The 16047-nt window shown below is 38.1% G+C and carries 14 protein-coding genes; all 14 read right to left on the bottom strand.

From position 1 onward, the window contains the following. Window positions 1-13 precede the first annotated feature (13 nt). The 14 genes from SORDD25_RS00770 to SORDD25_RS00705 all read right to left on the bottom strand — a co-directional run bounded on the left by SORDD25_RS00770 (window position 14) and on the right by SORDD25_RS00705 (window position 16039). On the bottom strand, window positions 14-850 hold the full coding sequence (locus SORDD25_RS00770) for a PRD domain-containing protein (protein ID WP_061852253.1): 837 nt from the start codon (window positions 848-850) through the stop codon (window positions 14-16). A gap of 524 nt (window positions 851-1374) precedes the next feature. Next, a complete protein-coding gene (locus SORDD25_RS00765) occupies window positions 1375-2667 on the bottom strand; it encodes an ISLre2 family transposase (protein ID WP_193750106.1) in 1293 nt (430 codons plus the stop codon). Window positions 2668-2788: 121 nt separating this feature from the next. Continuing rightward, entirely contained in the window at window positions 2789-3016 is a 228-nt protein-coding gene (locus SORDD25_RS00760) for a hypothetical protein (protein WP_061852252.1), read from the bottom strand. A 52-nt stretch (window positions 3017-3068) separates the two neighbouring features. After that, entirely contained in the window at window positions 3069-3875 is an 807-nt protein-coding gene (locus tag SORDD25_RS00755; protein ID WP_061852251.1) for a ParA family protein, read from the bottom strand. A 208-nt stretch (window positions 3876-4083) separates the two neighbouring features. Next, window positions 4084-5718 (bottom strand): relaxase/mobilization nuclease domain-containing protein, encoded by a 1635-nt coding sequence (locus SORDD25_RS00750; protein WP_061852250.1) that lies wholly within the window; start codon window positions 5716-5718, stop codon window positions 4084-4086. After that, window positions 5712-6104 (bottom strand): plasmid mobilization protein, encoded by a 393-nt coding sequence (locus SORDD25_RS00745; RefSeq protein ID WP_174705266.1) that lies wholly within the window; start codon window positions 6102-6104, stop codon window positions 5712-5714. Before SORDD25_RS00745 ends, SORDD25_RS00750 begins: the two co-directional genes overlap by 7 nt. Window positions 6105-6321: 217 nt before the next feature. After that, a complete protein-coding gene (locus SORDD25_RS00740) occupies window positions 6322-6738 on the bottom strand; it encodes a hypothetical protein (RefSeq protein WP_042768467.1) in 417 nt (138 codons plus the stop codon). A gap of 70 nt (window positions 6739-6808) precedes the next feature. Continuing rightward, window positions 6809-11749, bottom strand: coding sequence for a PBECR4 domain-containing protein (locus SORDD25_RS00735; RefSeq protein ID WP_061852249.1), 4941 nt, complete (start codon window positions 11747-11749; stop codon window positions 6809-6811). Then, window positions 11740-12003 carry a hypothetical protein gene (locus tag SORDD25_RS00730; protein ID WP_061852248.1) on the bottom strand — a complete coding sequence of 88 codons (264 nt, stop codon included), beginning with the start codon at window positions 12001-12003 and terminating at the stop codon, window positions 11740-11742. The genes SORDD25_RS00735 and SORDD25_RS00730 overlap by 10 nt, the downstream gene beginning before the upstream one ends. Before the next feature lie 20 nt (window positions 12004-12023). Continuing rightward, the gene (locus SORDD25_RS00725) at window positions 12024-13823 is read right to left on the bottom strand and encodes a VirD4-like conjugal transfer protein, CD1115 family (RefSeq protein ID WP_061587153.1); all 1800 of its coding nucleotides are present in this window, start codon (window positions 13821-13823) and stop codon (window positions 12024-12026) included. Further along, a complete protein-coding gene (locus SORDD25_RS00720) occupies window positions 13820-14338 on the bottom strand; it encodes a hypothetical protein (protein WP_061407937.1) in 519 nt (172 codons plus the stop codon). Before SORDD25_RS00720 ends, SORDD25_RS00725 begins: the two co-directional genes overlap by 4 nt. Before the next feature lie 12 nt (window positions 14339-14350). Then, window positions 14351-15190 (bottom strand): hypothetical protein, encoded by an 840-nt coding sequence (locus SORDD25_RS00715; RefSeq protein WP_061852247.1) that lies wholly within the window; start codon window positions 15188-15190, stop codon window positions 14351-14353. Next, window positions 15144-15416: a hypothetical protein gene (locus SORDD25_RS00710; RefSeq protein WP_061852246.1), complete on the bottom strand. Its 273-nt coding sequence runs from the start codon at window positions 15414-15416 to the stop codon at window positions 15144-15146. The genes SORDD25_RS00715 and SORDD25_RS00710 overlap by 47 nt, the downstream gene beginning before the upstream one ends. Continuing rightward, window positions 15413-16039, bottom strand: coding sequence for a hypothetical protein (locus tag SORDD25_RS00705; protein ID WP_061852245.1), 627 nt, complete (start codon window positions 16037-16039; stop codon window positions 15413-15415). Before SORDD25_RS00705 ends, SORDD25_RS00710 begins: the two co-directional genes overlap by 4 nt. Window positions 16040-16047 lie beyond the last annotated feature (8 nt).

Raw genomic sequence — 16047 nt, 5'->3', positions numbered from 1 at the left:
TTTAATTAAATTTTTATGACAATAAACGTTGGATATGTAGAACTAGATAAACTCGTTCACTTTTATACAAATCAAGACCCGTATGTTGCGTAATCACATCATAGATCTTGGAACCAATCACGAACGCTTTTGGATAGGATTGTTTAATATGATCTTCCATATCCAGAAGTGATTGGTTATTATCTCTAGATCTGTCTAAATAATCCAAGAAATAATTCAAATGAATCATAAAACGATCATAGAAATGATTATTCTCTTTGGTTCGTTGAATAGCGTAACTCTTCAGCACTTCTTCAACATTCCTGAAAATTTCTTTCCTCTTATCAATCGACTCAACCACTTGAACTTCATTTTCCCCTTCGGCATTGATGAAATGATAAGCGATCCGAATAATTTCATCCTCAGGGAAATGATCTGTCAACTTCTGACGATAGATTTCAAAAGCTTCCTTTGCGATTTGAAAAGCTACAGGATACTTGGCAGAAATATCTGGCAGATTGCTATCCTTGTACCTTCCTTGTGTTAGAGCTTGATAGGAACAGTAAATATGATCTGTCAAGGTCACATAGAGATATTCTTGAATCGGATAGTTATATTTCTTAGAAAGATTATCAATGATCTCGCAGGTCACTGTGATAAAATCAAGCGGAACATCTTTGAGAAGAGCCATAAAGTTTTCTCTGGACTCTTCTGTCTTCATCCGAAAGATTTTCTCAACTTGTTCTTCAGCAATCAAATCCCCCTTCTTTTTTCCAAATGCAATCCCCTTACCAATCACAATCACCTCTTCTCCTTTGTCATTTCTGACAAGTGAAACATTGTGATTCATTGGATTTAGAATTCGATACATGGCAACCTCCTTTTGCATCTTAAAGGTATATGAGTACAAAAAATGACCACAAATGAACTAGAAAATCTATTGATTTCTAATCCACCTGTGATCATGCCTAATATTACTTAGTAACACTCACCTTGTATTAACTTGTGATTTAAGTATAGCATAAGTAAGTTGTTTTGTAAACCTTTACATTCAACTTGTTTGTGTCTAAATTTTTGGGAATAATCAAATATCCTTATAACTCAATAAGAAAGCGAGATTTTTCAGACAAAAAAACTGGAAAAAGTTCCTTACTTTACTCCAGCCCTTGACTATATTGCACTATTTATGCTACAATATTGTTTGACTGATTAAGCAAAGTGTTGGTTTGTCTTAATCGGTGGTGTAGAAGTTGCTGCTTCTACACCTTTTTCTTTTTTATATTTACTCTATTATTGTAACACACATTAGGCAAAAAAGCAACTGTTTTGTATAAAAACATGATAAAAAGACCTCTAAAAATTCTTTTTTTAGAGGCTTTTGTCTGCCTTTTTGTATTATTTATGCCCTCTTTTTCTGATAACAGCTTTGTGTGGCCTATGGTTAATACGAAACCCTGCGCCTAATCCCGAATCCCTAAATTCCTCATACTCTTGTCTCCAAGCTCCAAAAAACAGCTCGTGTAGCTGATCAATTCGCTCAATAAGAATCATCTTGGCCATGGTACAAGCCCCTTCGATGGACCAATACATCCCTCGATGTTTCATGCGGTAAGTGACTTTTCGGTGCTGACTCTCCATTACCCCGATACCACGTGAGGACAATCCTCTAAGTTTAGGTGGCCTAGTGTCACAGAAATTTCTTAATAATTTCTTACGAAAATTGTAAAAATTATCAAGAGCTTCCTGGCTTTCTATGAGAGATTCAACTGTATCTAGTACGGTCTGAAGCAGGCTCTTCTGATGATTTTTGATAGCCTTAAAAGCAAGATCAAGTAGTGTAGACGGGTACGGCTTCAGGAATCGTTTAAGTTCTTCATTGACATGATAGGCATCCCAGAAATGCTCATGACGTTTAATTCGTAGGACCTTCTTAATTTCTTGAAATATTCTGCGAGAATATCCTTTACCATTGTCCGAGTTAGTGATAAGAAGAGTTCGATCAGTGATTTCAAAATGATTGCTGAGATAGTCTATCAATTCTTCCTTTGCTTGTTCATGGCTTGTATGTATAATCTCATGCTTATTCTCTAGTACATACCGATTATTACCAACCTTCTTCGCTCCAGTATGAATCAGGAAATGGGCTAAGTCTGTATTGTGTCGTTCATCATTGCTTGATGTTGTCTTGACGAGCACACCATCTCCCTCCAGGTAGATTTTATCTGCCTGGATTTTTTTCGGTTGCTCATCACCTCTAAAAAGCCGATAGCGTTCCCTATCTGAAAAGAGTCTGCCTGCCATTTTTACAGACTTCAAAACAGCGTCCTTTGTTATCTCCAGGCGATAAGCCATCTTAACTGTTCGACAAACTTCACGGTAGGATAAAACAGAAGCGTGTTTTGCCATGTGAAAAATCAACTCAGGAGAATAACGCATATACTTTTCTAGACCTAGCCACTCATCTACGGGATAACAACTTTTCTTTCCCTTTCGCCAGCGATTCCTAGAGAAGGTCACCTCTCCAAATGTAAAAACAACTGTCCTCTCTGTACTATCTATCCGCTTATATCCCCTCAGTCTCATGGAGGGAGCAATCTGCTCGTCATAATCTCTTACTCGCTTCAGGAATTGCTGCTCACGTTTGCGATCTAGTTCTGCGATAAATTCTTTTTCATCAAATCTAAACATACTTCCTATTGTACTGAAATCATGACTAGATTGAAAACATCAAAAACTTTCTGCATGACTCTTTCAAAAATAAAAGCCTTCCCTTATTGGGAAGGTTGTTTAATTATAAATATAATTATATTTATAGCGATAAACTTTCGATTAGTTTATCAAGATAATCTGATGCAGACTTTGCACCAACTGCTTTAGCAATTTCATCCAATTTTTTCCGATTGCTTGGTTTCAAAGTAAACTGAAATTGTTTCTTACGTTCAAAGCTTTCAAAGCTGGCTACATCTGAAATCTGCTCAGGTTGATGGGTTGCTTCGATAATCTGCGAAATCTCTTTTTCTTTTGGTGTAAATGCCATGACAATCTCCTTCTAATTATATTTATAATTGTATTTGTGTTTATAAATATAATTATATTGTATCATAAATTTTTGAAAAAGTCTGCTCCAGCTCAGTGAAAAACTTTTTGTGTTTTTGATAAAGCTCAGGATTCTCCTTCATATCTGCAATAGAGATCTTATCAATCGTGGAATGATTGAATAACTCTTTTGCTGGTACGATGCCTAGAAGGTTGTCTGTTCCCTTCTCTTTAGCTTCAAGTCCCAGAGCTTCCAGTAACTCTCTTGATGATCCATAGTTCGGTCGGATCATATTTGCTAAGAAATATAACTCAGCAGTAATGTATGATTCTCTTGTACGATAGTCAATTACATCCTTCCTGAATGCTTCTAACCGAGTTGATAAATTGAATTTGGCATTATAACCAAACTCTGAAGGAGTCAAGGGACTAATAATAGCGTGACTGACCGCAACAGCATTTTTAGTAGCTGTCGCAAAGTCTGGTCTACAATCAATCAAGATATAGTCAAACTGATCCAACTTCTTCTTTTCGTAGTTATCCTCTAGCCAAAGATAAAGTAGCATATTTTTCTTATCGCTGTTCTCCAGATCTCGTTCCACTGTATCAAGCTGAACTGAACCTGGAATTAGACTGATATTTTTCTTGACTTGCTTAATATCCACATCGCCACCTTTAAAAGCATTAGCAATCGTATTCTTGCTCTCGTAAATATTATAGCACTGGGTTAAATTGCACTGATGGTCAAGATCAATCAAAAGAACCTTATGCCCTTTCTTTGCCAGCCATTCCCCATAATTAAATGTTAAAGTTGTTTTCCCAACACCGCCCTTAATAGCAGCAAATGTGATAATCTTCATTTGATATCCTCCTGTTTTTCTATACTTCTATTATACCATTATAATTATATTTGTCAATATGTTTATAATTATATTTATAATTATTTTCGCAATGAAGTTTCTCCTTCCTTTTCACCAGCAATTCCTAGAAAAGGTTCTCTTTCCAAATGTAAAGAGAACTGTTCTCTCTGTACTGAAATCATGACTAGATTGAAAACATCAGAAACTTCTACAAGACCTTTTCATCCTCAAATCGTCGGTCAACTTTCTCTTCACGACTACGCACGTGCTCCTTAATATCTCTATAATCTGTGTAATGTTTTAGAGTGTCGTCAAAGAACTCTTGTAAGGCTCCTTTTTCAATTTGGAATTGTTTGATCAGTTGACTGACATCTTCCAATCCCATATCTTTTGGAACTCCTAAATCATCCAATAGTTGTACCGCCGCAAGACTATTTTCTGGAGATTGCTGGATGGCTAAAAGTGCTCCTTCAATTTTATGATAACGTCCAAGTCGCTCATCTAGCTGTCTTAATTCCTCCTGGGTAGCCTCTATCTTTTCATTAAAGCGCTCCTCCAAATGTTGAAATTGTGTTCCATCTGTCACGCCGTGCTCGACTAAGAAATTATATTCCTTAATCAGTTCACGCATAGAGGAAATTTGAGCGTTTTTAGTTACAAGTGTTTCTCCATTTTGTTTGGACAATTGCCTTGCGACAGTCAAGCCCATCATGTACCTATTTTTTTGAGATTGATCAGGATTGAGAAAATAAAAATAGTCTTTCTCTTTGATATAGATGGTATAATTTCCATCCTCATTTTTATCAACTTTATGAGAAGGTATTAAAATTGTACCACTATTTAAAGCTCCCATATCCATCTGCACGTAAATGCCTTGCTTGCTTTCTTGCTCGACCTGCCAGGATTCCACTTCCAATTTCAATTCAAAATCATTTGCCGTTTTTTCTTTTGATTCTTGATATTGTTCTTTCAATTCCTCCACATCAAAAACTAACTGATTCTTAGAAATTCTCTCTTTTATTTTTTCAAGAGAATAGAGTCCTTTCTTTGATAATGTATCATCTCGGACATTTCTTTGTTGGGGCTGATCGAGCAATTTATACTTCACAAATTTACCAGAGAAATCAATCTGAAGATCAAGCGCAGCTGCCTTTTGTTTAAAATCTTCCAACGACAGAGAATGCTTCAGAAGAAAATCCAGACGTTCCTTGATTTCAAACCGATAATTATTTTGCCTCCGCCAAGCAGAATACTTTGTATAAGAATTTTTCATTGTAGGCTCAATAATTTTAGCGCCATAACGTGCCGCATGCTTGTCCGATATTGCCCTCAAATTTTTCAAGGTTTTCTTTTCCCAGCGAAATTTCTTGAGCGTTGAGGTATTGGTGGTATTAAGTATGATATGGTTATGAAGATGATCTTTATCCGTGTGGGTTGCGATCACAAACTCATAATTTCCACCTGTCAATTCTAACATCGTTTGACGGCCAATTTCATGAACCTGCTCAGGAGTCAAGTTATCATCTGGAGAAAAAGACTGGATAATGTGATGGGCCAATACTTGTTTTCCTGAAGATAATTCTTTCAAGTCGTCATCTCCTTTTTTAAAGGCTGCAGCCAATTTTGTCATGACCATTTCTTCATCCGCTACGCTAAAATCAGAGATCCCATTGCCAGATACTAGCTTCATTTGAAGTTCACCATCATGATAGACAAGAGGAAAATCAAGATCACTTTCTGCAGTTTCTGATACAAGAGTTTTCGCTTCATTCAGAATATAGCGTACAGCTATTTTTAAATTGGAAGGAGTTTTAATTTGTTTAGGTGTTTTGATTACTACCATTCGTCATACGTCCTTATAGTTTTTACTTTTCGCTCCTGTAAACTTTTCTTCTCTGCGCTAGAAAGTTTGGCAGCTACCATCTCTTTCAACTCAGATAGATAGTCAATAACTTGTGCTACTTCCTCTGTCGTAACCCCTTGATTTTCGTTAGCATGCTTGGCAATTTGGTTGATGTTCGTCCCAACTCGATTGATAGCAACTCGAAGGTCCTTCAATTCAGAGAAATCAATTTGTACCACCTTTCCTTGCACCAATTGATTCTTCGCATAGTATTGAAAAGATGGAACTCCCATTTGGGCCATCGCTGTTTTAATTTGACGATCTTCCTCTGGTGTTAGTCGTATCAATTTTTGTATATAGCGTTTTCTATTTTCTCGTTTCTGCATTATTTTTTTATCCTCTTTTTCTCAAAGTCTCTGGCATTTTCTGACCAGGCATCAGCCCCTGACTTCCTTGTGGCAAGCGTAGCAAATGGATATCCATTTGCGAAATTTAAAAAAATCAGAGAAGGAGAACCTTGTAGTTTTCCTTCTTGATTTTCTCAGTTTTGGGGAAATCCCCAAGCCCCTTTCCTATATCTTTTGGAGTACAACCTCTAACAATTTATCGCAACCAACTGAAGATGTTTTTGAAAATAGATGATTGCTTATCACTATTTTCTACACTTTTTTCTTTCTGACCTTGTAACTTTTCAGCTAGGACAGAAAGTTGTTGAGCAGTTAGAGGCTGGAAAATCGACTGCCCAATTTGTATTTCTGTCAGTAAGATTTTTTCTGTGAGTACAGCTTGAAATTCTTCATCTGTAATCATCTTGAGTAGCTCAATATTTTCTTCTTCCCACTCCAAAAGAGCAGGATCTCCTTCAGGTAGTTGAGACTGTTCTTCCTCTAGTTGCTCCAGAACTTTTTGGCGAGTCAAGTCTTTAGCATTTGGCGATACTCCTTGAACTCTGTCTCCATCCATGATTGGAATAAAGTCTGAAAGAATGATGATCAGTTGTTCTTCTTGTTCATTAGTCATGAGTGTTGTCCTCCTTGATGATGATTTGTTTTTAATTTGACCTTGGGTTTATTTGGGGTGTCCCGTTCGGTCATTTCGAGAAACCCTTCTCTTTTTTTGATTGTGCATCTGCTTTCAACTCCTGCTTGTGATCTTCGACGGCCTGCTTACTCTGATCTTTAAACTTCTCCAGTTTTTGTTCAAAACTACGCTTCGTTTGTTTCTCCTGACTCAATCTTAATTGTTCCAATGCTTGATCCATCCGAACCATTAAACTTTTAGCTTCTTGTTGGACAATATCCAACTGTGCTTCTAAATCAGCAAGTGTCTCCTTATCAGCAGACCACCCAGATAGATAGTTAAAGGAATACTCTGACGTATCAATACCATAGTATGAAGAAACGACATAAGCGACACTTTCAGCCTGGAGTTCAGCGGTGCTTCTAGTTAGATTTTCCTTTTGAGGATTATCTGCATGATGCAACTCTGCATGAGCCATTTCATGTAAGAAAGTTTTAATAATTTGAGCCTTGTTCATCTCATTACTACGTAAAACAATTTGATTTTCTGGGACAGAATAATATCCATGTTTATTATTTTCCATCTCTTCAAATCGAACCGATACATCATTTTCTTTTGCAATAGCCATTAGGGCACGGTAAAGATTTGCATAGTCCAAATCAGTCAGCTGTTCTTTCACTTCTGCAGCTTTTGGCATCTCCTTTCCTTCTGTCTGACTAACATCAAAAACTGGTACCAAACCAAAGAATGTAACTGTTTCTGGTTTCCCATTTTTATCCAATATTGGTTGGTTATTCTCATCCTTTTTGATCTTCGTCATAGGTTTAAAAATACGTAAAGCCTTCTCACCTTTTTTCACATAGCGGTCAAAGTTTTCTTTCCACTGCTTGAAAGAAGCTACTTGCCTTGCTTCAGGATTTTGTGCAAGAATTAAGCGTAAGTTGCGATTAGAATAATTATTTAGTTGGCTCATTTTCGTTAGATAGTCTTTGTACTTATCTGAATCCAGAAACTCCTTAATTCCTTCTTTAAGATGTCGACTTAATCCTGCCATATCTTTATTCTGAATAAAATCTGCGACTGCAAGACTACCAGCTGCTAAAACCACTTCTTCCGCTTGTAGTCCCTCCTCGACCTCTGGTTTAGAACCTGGTTTCGATCTAAAATCATACGGATTCGTTCCCTGAAGTAACTCCTCATCATCAGAAACACCGTCAGCATCCGCATCACGTTTCAACTCCTGTTTGTTGTGGCCTTGTTCTTCTAGTTTGATTTCTTCCTCTTGTGTTTTTTCAAATTCATCTCGAATGTTTTTGATGGTTTGTTCAACTTTTTCTGATAAATCTTTAATCTCTTTTTGCCATTTTTCTACAAGAGCTACTTGTTCCATAGGTGAGTCCTTGACACCCAACTTCTCAAACCAAGCAGATAGATTTTCGACCTCAACACTATCCATTCCATCAAAAGAAATAAATCCTAGACGACTATCATGACTACTATCTGAAAAACCAATCGGACTATTTTCTAACATTCCGTAAGGTACTTGAGATAAAAGTTTTTCTGCGTAAGGAGTATCTTCCAAAGCGTAACTAAACTGAGAAATATCTAACTCACTTGCCAATCTCTCTAGATGATACTGAGTGAATATGGTCCCATCAATCTTCATCAATTCTGGGTGCTCCCTCATTTCTCGTGTTCCAAGTCTTTCTTTATGAGTGATTGGGTTAATCTCCTCACCGATATTGTAACGAATGCTATCCTGGATCAGTTCACCATCAGGAGCGTAGATACTAAACTGGACCTTTGTTGGAGAGATGTAGCCTTCTGGGTGACCACCAGTCACTTGTTTTAGTCCTTCCTGATGTAACTGATAAAAGCTCTGGTTGGCCTTGTATAGCTCTCTAGCAAAATCTTGATAAGATATCAGCTCGGTTTCTTTAAATGGCAATTTAGGCCCATCTGGTCGCTCCTCAGCCCATTGAAGACGTACATGGTAGTTCTCCTTATAGATATGATCTTGTTCCCATTCTTTATAAAAATCTGAATTTGTATCTAGGAGATGATCTTCTCCAGCTGCAGCAACAATCTGATCAAATTTATCATTGTGTTGCTTCGCATAGTCAAGATACTGATTCCAGGCTTGATGAAATTCTTTTGGAGTTTTTGAAAGGTCACCTGGCACACCTATATTATAGACAGTATCTAAGACTTGAGTAAACGTAGCCGAATCAAGTAGTAGGCTATTCAGTGTGTTCTCAGGAGTAGATTGTTCAATTTCTTTAGAAATTTCTTCATACTGCTTATTCTTCAAAACTGATAGCATTTCCTCGCCACCATCTTTAACATATTCATCATTAATCGATAGCTGTTCAATCTGGCCATCTCTTTCTCTATAGACACCGAGAATTGTGCCAGTATCTATATCTTCCAGTTGTTTACTTAAATCCCCCTTCACTCTCATTAAAGATGCAGGGACATGAGTAAATTCCTTTTCTTTGAATAACAATAACAAATCAGTATCTTCAGGTCTAATTGCTTTTGAAAGATCCAGATTATTAAATTTCTTTACAGATGAAAGATCGTTAAACACAAAGGAGTCTGACTCTATCACCTCAGGTAATAAGTTCAAAACTTTTAGTTTATCCGACATTCCATTCGTAAATTTTAAATCTTTGAAATGCCCTTTCCCAGCTGCAACATCTTCAACGAATGACTCAGACAAATGTTCTACCCACTCATTATATACAGGTGTTACTCCAGTTAAGTGCATCCAATTTTTCTTGTCAAATTTAACATTTAGAATTTGGAATTGATTTTCTTCTGGATTCTTATAAACATAGTGGATACTTGTCCCTGACATTTCTCTTAGATACCATTGAGCTGAGTCCCTCATTGCGTTTGCGTATAAATTTAACGTTCGCATGTTTTTTCTGAAGGTTTTATTTGACATTCGATCCTCATCGATGGTAAAATGAAAATGAACATTGGCAGGAAAATCAGGTTGAGAATTTTTCTCAACGGGCTGCGGTGCTGTCCCTGGAGTTTCTACTCCTAAAGAACTGGAATTGCGATTCAATAGTTCGCCCCCAGTGTTAGTCTCTTGATAATTATCAAGAGACTTTTCTTTTTCTTCTGAAGCCTCTATTATCTTAATGGGCTGAGTATCAAGACGTGACATTAAGTTATCCAACAATTCACGATTTAAAACCACTTCTCCCTCTTGCCCTTCCAGATAGTGGAACAATGTATTTGGAGTTACCACAAAACCATAGGTAAAGTCTCTTTTACCCGATTCAATCAATGGATACTCCAGCATTCGCTCAATCGATTGTGATAGATTATCAAGGGTTCTTTCACCAAAATAGACGCCAAAACTGTCACTTGAAAGGCTTTCTATCTGCTTGTTACTATTGTAGGCTGCTATTGCAAGTTCACCAATAAACTGGGTTGAGATATCTACTCCCAAATCTCTCTGATGAGGTTTCAATGCTTGATACAAGGAATCCTGCTCTGGAGTCCCTTTTTTCTTGTATAAATCAACCGTTTGGTCATCAATAGAGCTTAAAAGTGAATGAATAGGAGACAGTACTTCCATTCGTTTATCATTGAGATATTTTGTAGGATGGCTATTTCCTAACTTTGCAAAGACATCATACAGATAGAAATCTGGTGCAAATTCGATTGATAATTCTCCAGATTGAATCCGATTATTTAATTCCTTAGTTAATGCTTCATTTTCCCGTTTCACCTCTTCATAGCTCATCGTTCTTCCAGCATTCTCCTCTGTATTGGCAATAAACTCTTGATTGTCTGGAATATGTTTTTCTTCCGTGGTCAGATCTGTTTCAGAGGGTCTATTCGACTGAACAGAAAAAGAAATATTATTCCAGTTCTCCTTCAACCATGTTGCATCTTCAGGAGAGAGGTGGCTGGTATCAGGAAAGTGATTTGATGCTTGAATTTCCTCCGTTTGCTCCAGTTGTTTTTCCTGCTTCAGGATCTCATTCCAGTCCGTCTTCTCCTGGCCCTCACGTTTTGGTGGTCTTGCATCAACAACTGGAATATTTTTCTCCTGTAATTTAGTAATAAAGTCTGTACCTGCTTTATCACGATCAACTGCCAGCGTGATAAGATCATCGTATTTGTGGTCTTGGAAAAGTGTGGAAGTTTCCGCTGCAACAGATAAGAATCTTGAGGTACGTGTTAGCTCACTGGACTTGGTATAATCCCTTTCATCCATAGGAATATCCCCTCGCTCCTGTAACATTTCAAGAACATAGTGAGACAAAACTCCCTCTTTCAATCCTTCCATCGCAACCAGTCGAACATCGTTTAATTCGTCCTTATGAAGCTCATAATAGCTCATAAGGTCAATGGGTGCCTCTGCCACAATTAAACGCTTAGGAGAGCCTATAGAAACGTTTAAACCACTGATACCCTCTGATTGATACATGGTTTGCTTCAAGTACCCCTTCCCTGGATGGCGTTCTTGATCAGGAACAAGCCCCTGAAGACTTGCACCTACCAGTTGCTGATTTCTGTCCAAGTATTTAAAAACCAAGACATCTTCTATAACACCATCTTTATCCTTACGTTTAGCTTGGGCTAATACTCCCTTTTCCAGGAAGAAGTCGATTGTATCATCAGAGAGACCTCTAATCTCCTTGAGATAGGTTCTCGCCTCCACAAATGGTTGCTCATAAGGTGCTAGTGTATAGTTGAAAGGTTTACGTTCTTCCTCTACTGGTTTTGCTTCAGGGAAGGAACCTGTCTCTAAGAATACCATGGCTTCCTTATAGCTGACATTTTGCATTTGCTGTACGAGATTGATAGTATCGCCAAAGAGGTTTTGAGAATACCAATGCCAGGTATTCTTCACAGTATCAATCTTAAATGAGTCATGCTCGGCCCAATAATACTCTCGATGCGACTTTCGCTTCATCTCCATTCCAAGGCTACGAGCTACTTCTAAAATATCCAGCGATTTTGCCAGTGCTTTTGTTAAAACCATCCTATTTCCTCCTCGACCAATTCCTTGAATAAAAGATAACCTTCAGGAGTTGCATCTAGTTCACTAACAACTATTGGATCTTCCTGACTCGTTGTCACAAAAAGATGAGGGGCTAACTGATAAAAAGTCCCCTCATCTGCCTGTTGGAATAGCTGCCAAATAGCATAACGTTCTGTGGCTAAATTTTCTAGCTTTAATGCTAGAACCTGCGAGATACTCTCCAGGTATCCTAATTGTGTTTTAGGTGTTTCCATCCTACTATCCTTTCTGTATGTTAGGCCACGAATAACTCTTTTAGCTGCGGAGTCAAATCGTTGGCATATAAAAGCAAGCCGTCGATGTCTGTTCCTTTTCGAGTGTATTCGTACCAGTTTTCTTTGTCTTCAGGAGAACTTGCAATCTCATCTTTTCTAGGATGATCATAGACACTTGCTTTTTTATCTCTGAAGACATTTTGTTTAGAAATAAAGACCAATCCTTCTTCTACCCCAATTCTTGCGACTTCATCTGGAGTTAGAAGGGGACGGCCTTGAATTTGTTTATTTTCACTTGATGATCCATTACGATAACTATGCGATTTTGAGGTGGATCTAGTACGTATAGTCTGCTTACCTGACCTTGTAGAATAGTATTCCATCGTATCCTTGTCATTTGTCCCTAAAAATAGGTGAGTAGCACAGTTATTAAAGATGGTCTTCCAATCACTTTTATAAAGTGATTCTAGCTGATTGACAGCTTGGATGATAATCTTAATAGACATCTCACGACTACGAATAGAAGAGAGGACCTGGGCGAAGTTTGGAATACGGCCAATTTGTGCAAACTCATCGAAGATAAACTGAATGTGGCGAAGATTTTTTCTACTGTAGCCAGGTACTTTCCCTTGCAAGATATCATCAGCCTTATGTGTAAGAACCTCAAAACCAATCGCAAACAAGATTGAGGAAAGAAAATTAAAGGCGTTATTGGTTTCAGGAATAGCAATAAAAACAGCTGTCTTTTTCGTATTCCAGGTATCCATTTCCATGGTATCTTCACTGATCAAGTTTCGTACATCTTCATGGTCAAAGATAGAATAGCGAGAAGACAAAATCGCTACCACACTGTTTCTTGTCTCACCTCTGAAGTTTTGGAATAATTTCCACTGTTTATAAGCATAGTTGTTAGGTTGATGTTCGTTCAGTTCCTCAAACATCTGCTCTACAGGACTTGGTACATCTGGATCCTCTCGATACATATTTCTTAATAGATCCGCAACGTGACCCAAGTTTGGCATGTATAACTGGACTCCAGTTTCAGGATCCTTCGAGTCAAAATAGAGATAACCAATCAATGCACGTTGCAGCATCAACTCTGCTTGAACCCAGAAGTCTTCTCCAGTATGCTCACTCTTCTTCGTTCCCTCAGTAATTGCTTCAGAGATACGATCAATATCTAGCTCAGACTTCATGTAATGAAAAGGATTAAAACGATCTGAATTCTTGAGCCGAATCAAATCAAAGATTTTAACAGCAAAGCCAGCTTTTTCAAGCATCTTCCCAACTTCGTGTACCAGGTTTCCTTTTGGATCTGTCACAACAAAGTTTGAGTTCATCTGCATTAAATTTGGCAATACAAAAGTAAAGGTTTTACCGTCTCCTGGAAGACCAATGACAATCACATTTTTATTGAGCTGGACATTGTAGGCTAAGCGAAAATTAAATAGGCCCATTTTTACCTGTTTTGAAAAAATCATATTCTTCTCAAAATCAACGTCTTCAAACCGTCTCATTTCCTTCAAAGTCGCAAAACGAGCACTACCTTGTTCTTCTCCTTGGCGATATAAATTCTTATCCATAGAAGCATAGACAAGCATTGGGAGACCGAATCCGATCAACCCAGCATATAAGGCTCCTGAATCAAAGAAAACACCAAAAGAGAAGCGTTCCCAGTGTTCTAGCAACCAACGAAGCCGCAACATTCCCATAAAAGGTACTGCTGCAGTCGAAAGTTGGTAGTAATGGTAAAAGGACTGGAAAATAACAAATGAAAATAGCCCCACCACCAGATAGGGCCATATAGGTTTTCTAATCATCGTGCTTTCTCCTTACCAATATCCTTCGTAACTACAGGCATCATTCCCTTATAGACCTTATTTGTTTTATAGTAGTTGATTTTCTCTTCAGGAGTCATTTCATGTGGCTTCTTCAGAACCTTTTTCGCAAACTCTTCCAATTTTTCTGGACTTTTCGTGATGTCTGCTAACATCTCTTTGAGAGCCTTTTCTACCAAGGTGCGATTTTTTGTTTCAAAGAAGAGATAGGTTGTATCATCTTTTTGATGATAAGTAAAACCTACCTTATACTCCTCCAGGTAATGCTTCAACTTAGCCAAGTGAACTTCACTATTTAATAACTTCTCAACATCTTTTTTTGATTTTGTGGCCATAAAGTCATTAAAACGTGTCTCCCCTTCAAAAGTTCGATTTGCTGCCTTATGTTGTTTCTTGTCATAGTGGGCTTTTGCGAGGGCATACAGAGCTTGTATCGTCATCTCCAGAGTAACTTTTCCTTTTAACGCCAGAGAATGACTGACTTTTTCTTGATCCATGTAAGACCTCCTTTATTTTGGATAATTGGACAGTTCTGGATTAGCAATAACCTGGAATCCGTAAGGTGCTGAAGGTTCTTCCTTTACAGTAACTACCAAGCGTTTCTGACTTCTGTTCTCACCGTCTTTCACGGCTACTACATAGGTTAGCTGATAAGTTGCTTCATCAACAATCAAGCTAGATTCCAAAATCACAGACTGCAGTTGACCTGCTTGTCTATCTATCGTTAATTGAGGAGCTACGAAATCAGCCATTTTCCCTTTATCAGAGTAAAGGGCTGGCAAAAAGTAACGTGAAAAGGCATCTAGTTCCCCTGTTTTTGACTGAATGGTTTTTAGATTTGAAAGTTCCTTGGATACGGCCGAGAATTGCTTTTCTTGATGGTAAACTAGCGTAAGTGATAAGCCAGCAAGTGTCAGACTTCCTACTAGACTCAATAACACCAAAACTCTTCCTAAATACACCCAAAAAGAGCGTTTAGAAGAGGTTCGAGGTTTGGGAGTTTCATGTTTCAAGGAAGAGGCTTCAGCTTTTTCTTCAGGAGTCTTCTCTTGATGTTTTGTTTTTGGCTGGCGCTTAAAGAAAGAGGTTTTTGCTTCTTTTGGTGCAGCCTCCTGTTTATTCAACGTACCAGGCTTCAGGAAGAGGCTATCTGCGATTCCCTCAAACGGCAAATAGATATCTTCTTGGTAGATGACTACATTCTTTTTATCCAGTTCCTCTACTAATAAAACAGCCTCTGCCCCCTGATGCTTAACCTTGGCATTTTCTCGCTCCAGGGCTTGATAAACAAGGTCTCGATTCTTATACGTTGTGGTCGTGTTTTGTGTCAGATTGGTTAAACGGTACATGTTTTTCAGCTCCTTTCAATTTTCCTTCAGCAAGAGCTGTTTCAATATCAGCCCAGGTTAAATTATGTTCGGCCAAGTAGTTTGACCGTTCCTCATGTTTGACCAGAATGATTTGAGTTTCTAGCTGCTGCAGTTTCTCTTCTTCCTTCTTGGCCTTTTTCATATAGTCAGCTAAGCGGTCTTCCGCTTTCTGTTTTTGTTTTTCCAAAGTTTCTAATTTTGTCATTGTTCCTTTTTCCCTTCTGTAATTGGTTTGTTTAATGATGGAATACTCGCCTTTTCGCTGGCGTTCAAGCTGTCCACAATCAAAATGGGGTCAATATGATTTACTAGGTATTTTCCATCTTGCTTGCTGAAGCGAATCCGTATGGTTCTTGAAGATCCTACGTTTGTTTGGGCGTTAGTATAATCATACTTCTTCTGTAACTGTGTCTGAGTGTATCTCACTTGAGCTAGGGCGACATTATTTTCTTGATCGATGTAGATGGTAGAAGACTTCATCTGTGTATCCACTACATAGCCCTTATAGGTTTGTACCGTTGGTTCTTCTTCAGAGTTCACTTCCTGATTGTAAGCAGCTTCTGTCATATAGGGCAAATAGCGGTTTCTATTTTCTCCAAGATCCTGCTTATTGAAGTAAGCCGTCAAAAATTCCTTTACATATTCTTGCGTTAGTTCGCTTCCCTCTGCTTTAGTTTCTTGTTGCGTTGTTTCAGCTTCCTGTTTAGCTTTATTTTGGGCTGAGGTTGCTGCTCCAATCCAGAATACGAATCCTAGAACTAGCACAACTCCTATAAGGATTCCTCCTATTTTCAGGAGTTTCAATTTCTCCATATCTATCATTTTCATGATTTACC

The organism is Streptococcus oralis, from assembly GCF_001579525.1.
Taxonomy (GTDB): domain Bacteria; phylum Bacillota; class Bacilli; order Lactobacillales; family Streptococcaceae; genus Streptococcus; species Streptococcus oralis_M.
The sequence above is the reverse complement of the archived record's forward strand: the minus strand, read 5'-3'. Positions and strand labels throughout refer to the sequence as shown.

What these genes read in the sequence shown, in the direction of transcription:
- SORDD25_RS00770 (WP_061852253.1), bottom strand. Translation starts at nt 850, where the DNA reads ATGTATCGAATTCTAAATCCAATGAATCACAATGTTTCACTTGTCAGA.
- SORDD25_RS00765 (WP_193750106.1), bottom strand. Translation starts at nt 2,667, where the DNA reads ATGTTTAGATTTGATGAAAAAGAATTTATCGCAGAACTAGATCGCAAA.
- SORDD25_RS00760 (WP_061852252.1), bottom strand. Translation starts at nt 3,016, where the DNA reads ATGGCATTTACACCAAAAGAAAAAGAGATTTCGCAGATTATCGAAGCA.
- SORDD25_RS00755 (WP_061852251.1), bottom strand. Translation starts at nt 3,875, where the DNA reads ATGAAGATTATCACATTTGCTGCTATTAAGGGCGGTGTTGGGAAAACA.
- SORDD25_RS00750 (WP_061852250.1), bottom strand. Translation starts at nt 5,718, where the DNA reads ATGGTAGTAATCAAAACACCTAAACAAATTAAAACTCCTTCCAATTTA.
- SORDD25_RS00745 (WP_174705266.1), bottom strand. Translation starts at nt 6,104, where the DNA reads ATGCAGAAACGAGAAAATAGAAAACGCTATATACAAAAATTGATACGA.
- SORDD25_RS00740 (WP_042768467.1), bottom strand. Translation starts at nt 6,738, where the DNA reads ATGACTAATGAACAAGAAGAACAACTGATCATCATTCTTTCAGACTTT.
- SORDD25_RS00735 (WP_061852249.1), bottom strand. Translation starts at nt 11,749, where the DNA reads ATGGTTTTAACAAAAGCACTGGCAAAATCGCTGGATATTTTAGAAGTA.
- SORDD25_RS00730 (WP_061852248.1), bottom strand. Translation starts at nt 12,003, where the DNA reads ATGGAAACACCTAAAACACAATTAGGATACCTGGAGAGTATCTCGCAG.
- SORDD25_RS00725 (WP_061587153.1), bottom strand. Translation starts at nt 13,823, where the DNA reads ATGATTAGAAAACCTATATGGCCCTATCTGGTGGTGGGGCTATTTTCA.
- SORDD25_RS00720 (WP_061407937.1), bottom strand. Translation starts at nt 14,338, where the DNA reads ATGGATCAAGAAAAAGTCAGTCATTCTCTGGCGTTAAAAGGAAAAGTT.
- SORDD25_RS00715 (WP_061852247.1), bottom strand. Translation starts at nt 15,190, where the DNA reads ATGTACCGTTTAACCAATCTGACACAAAACACGACCACAACGTATAAG.
- SORDD25_RS00710 (WP_061852246.1), bottom strand. Translation starts at nt 15,416, where the DNA reads ATGACAAAATTAGAAACTTTGGAAAAACAAAAACAGAAAGCGGAAGAC.
- SORDD25_RS00705 (WP_061852245.1), bottom strand. Translation starts at nt 16,039, where the DNA reads ATGAAAATGATAGATATGGAGAAATTGAAACTCCTGAAAATAGGAGGA.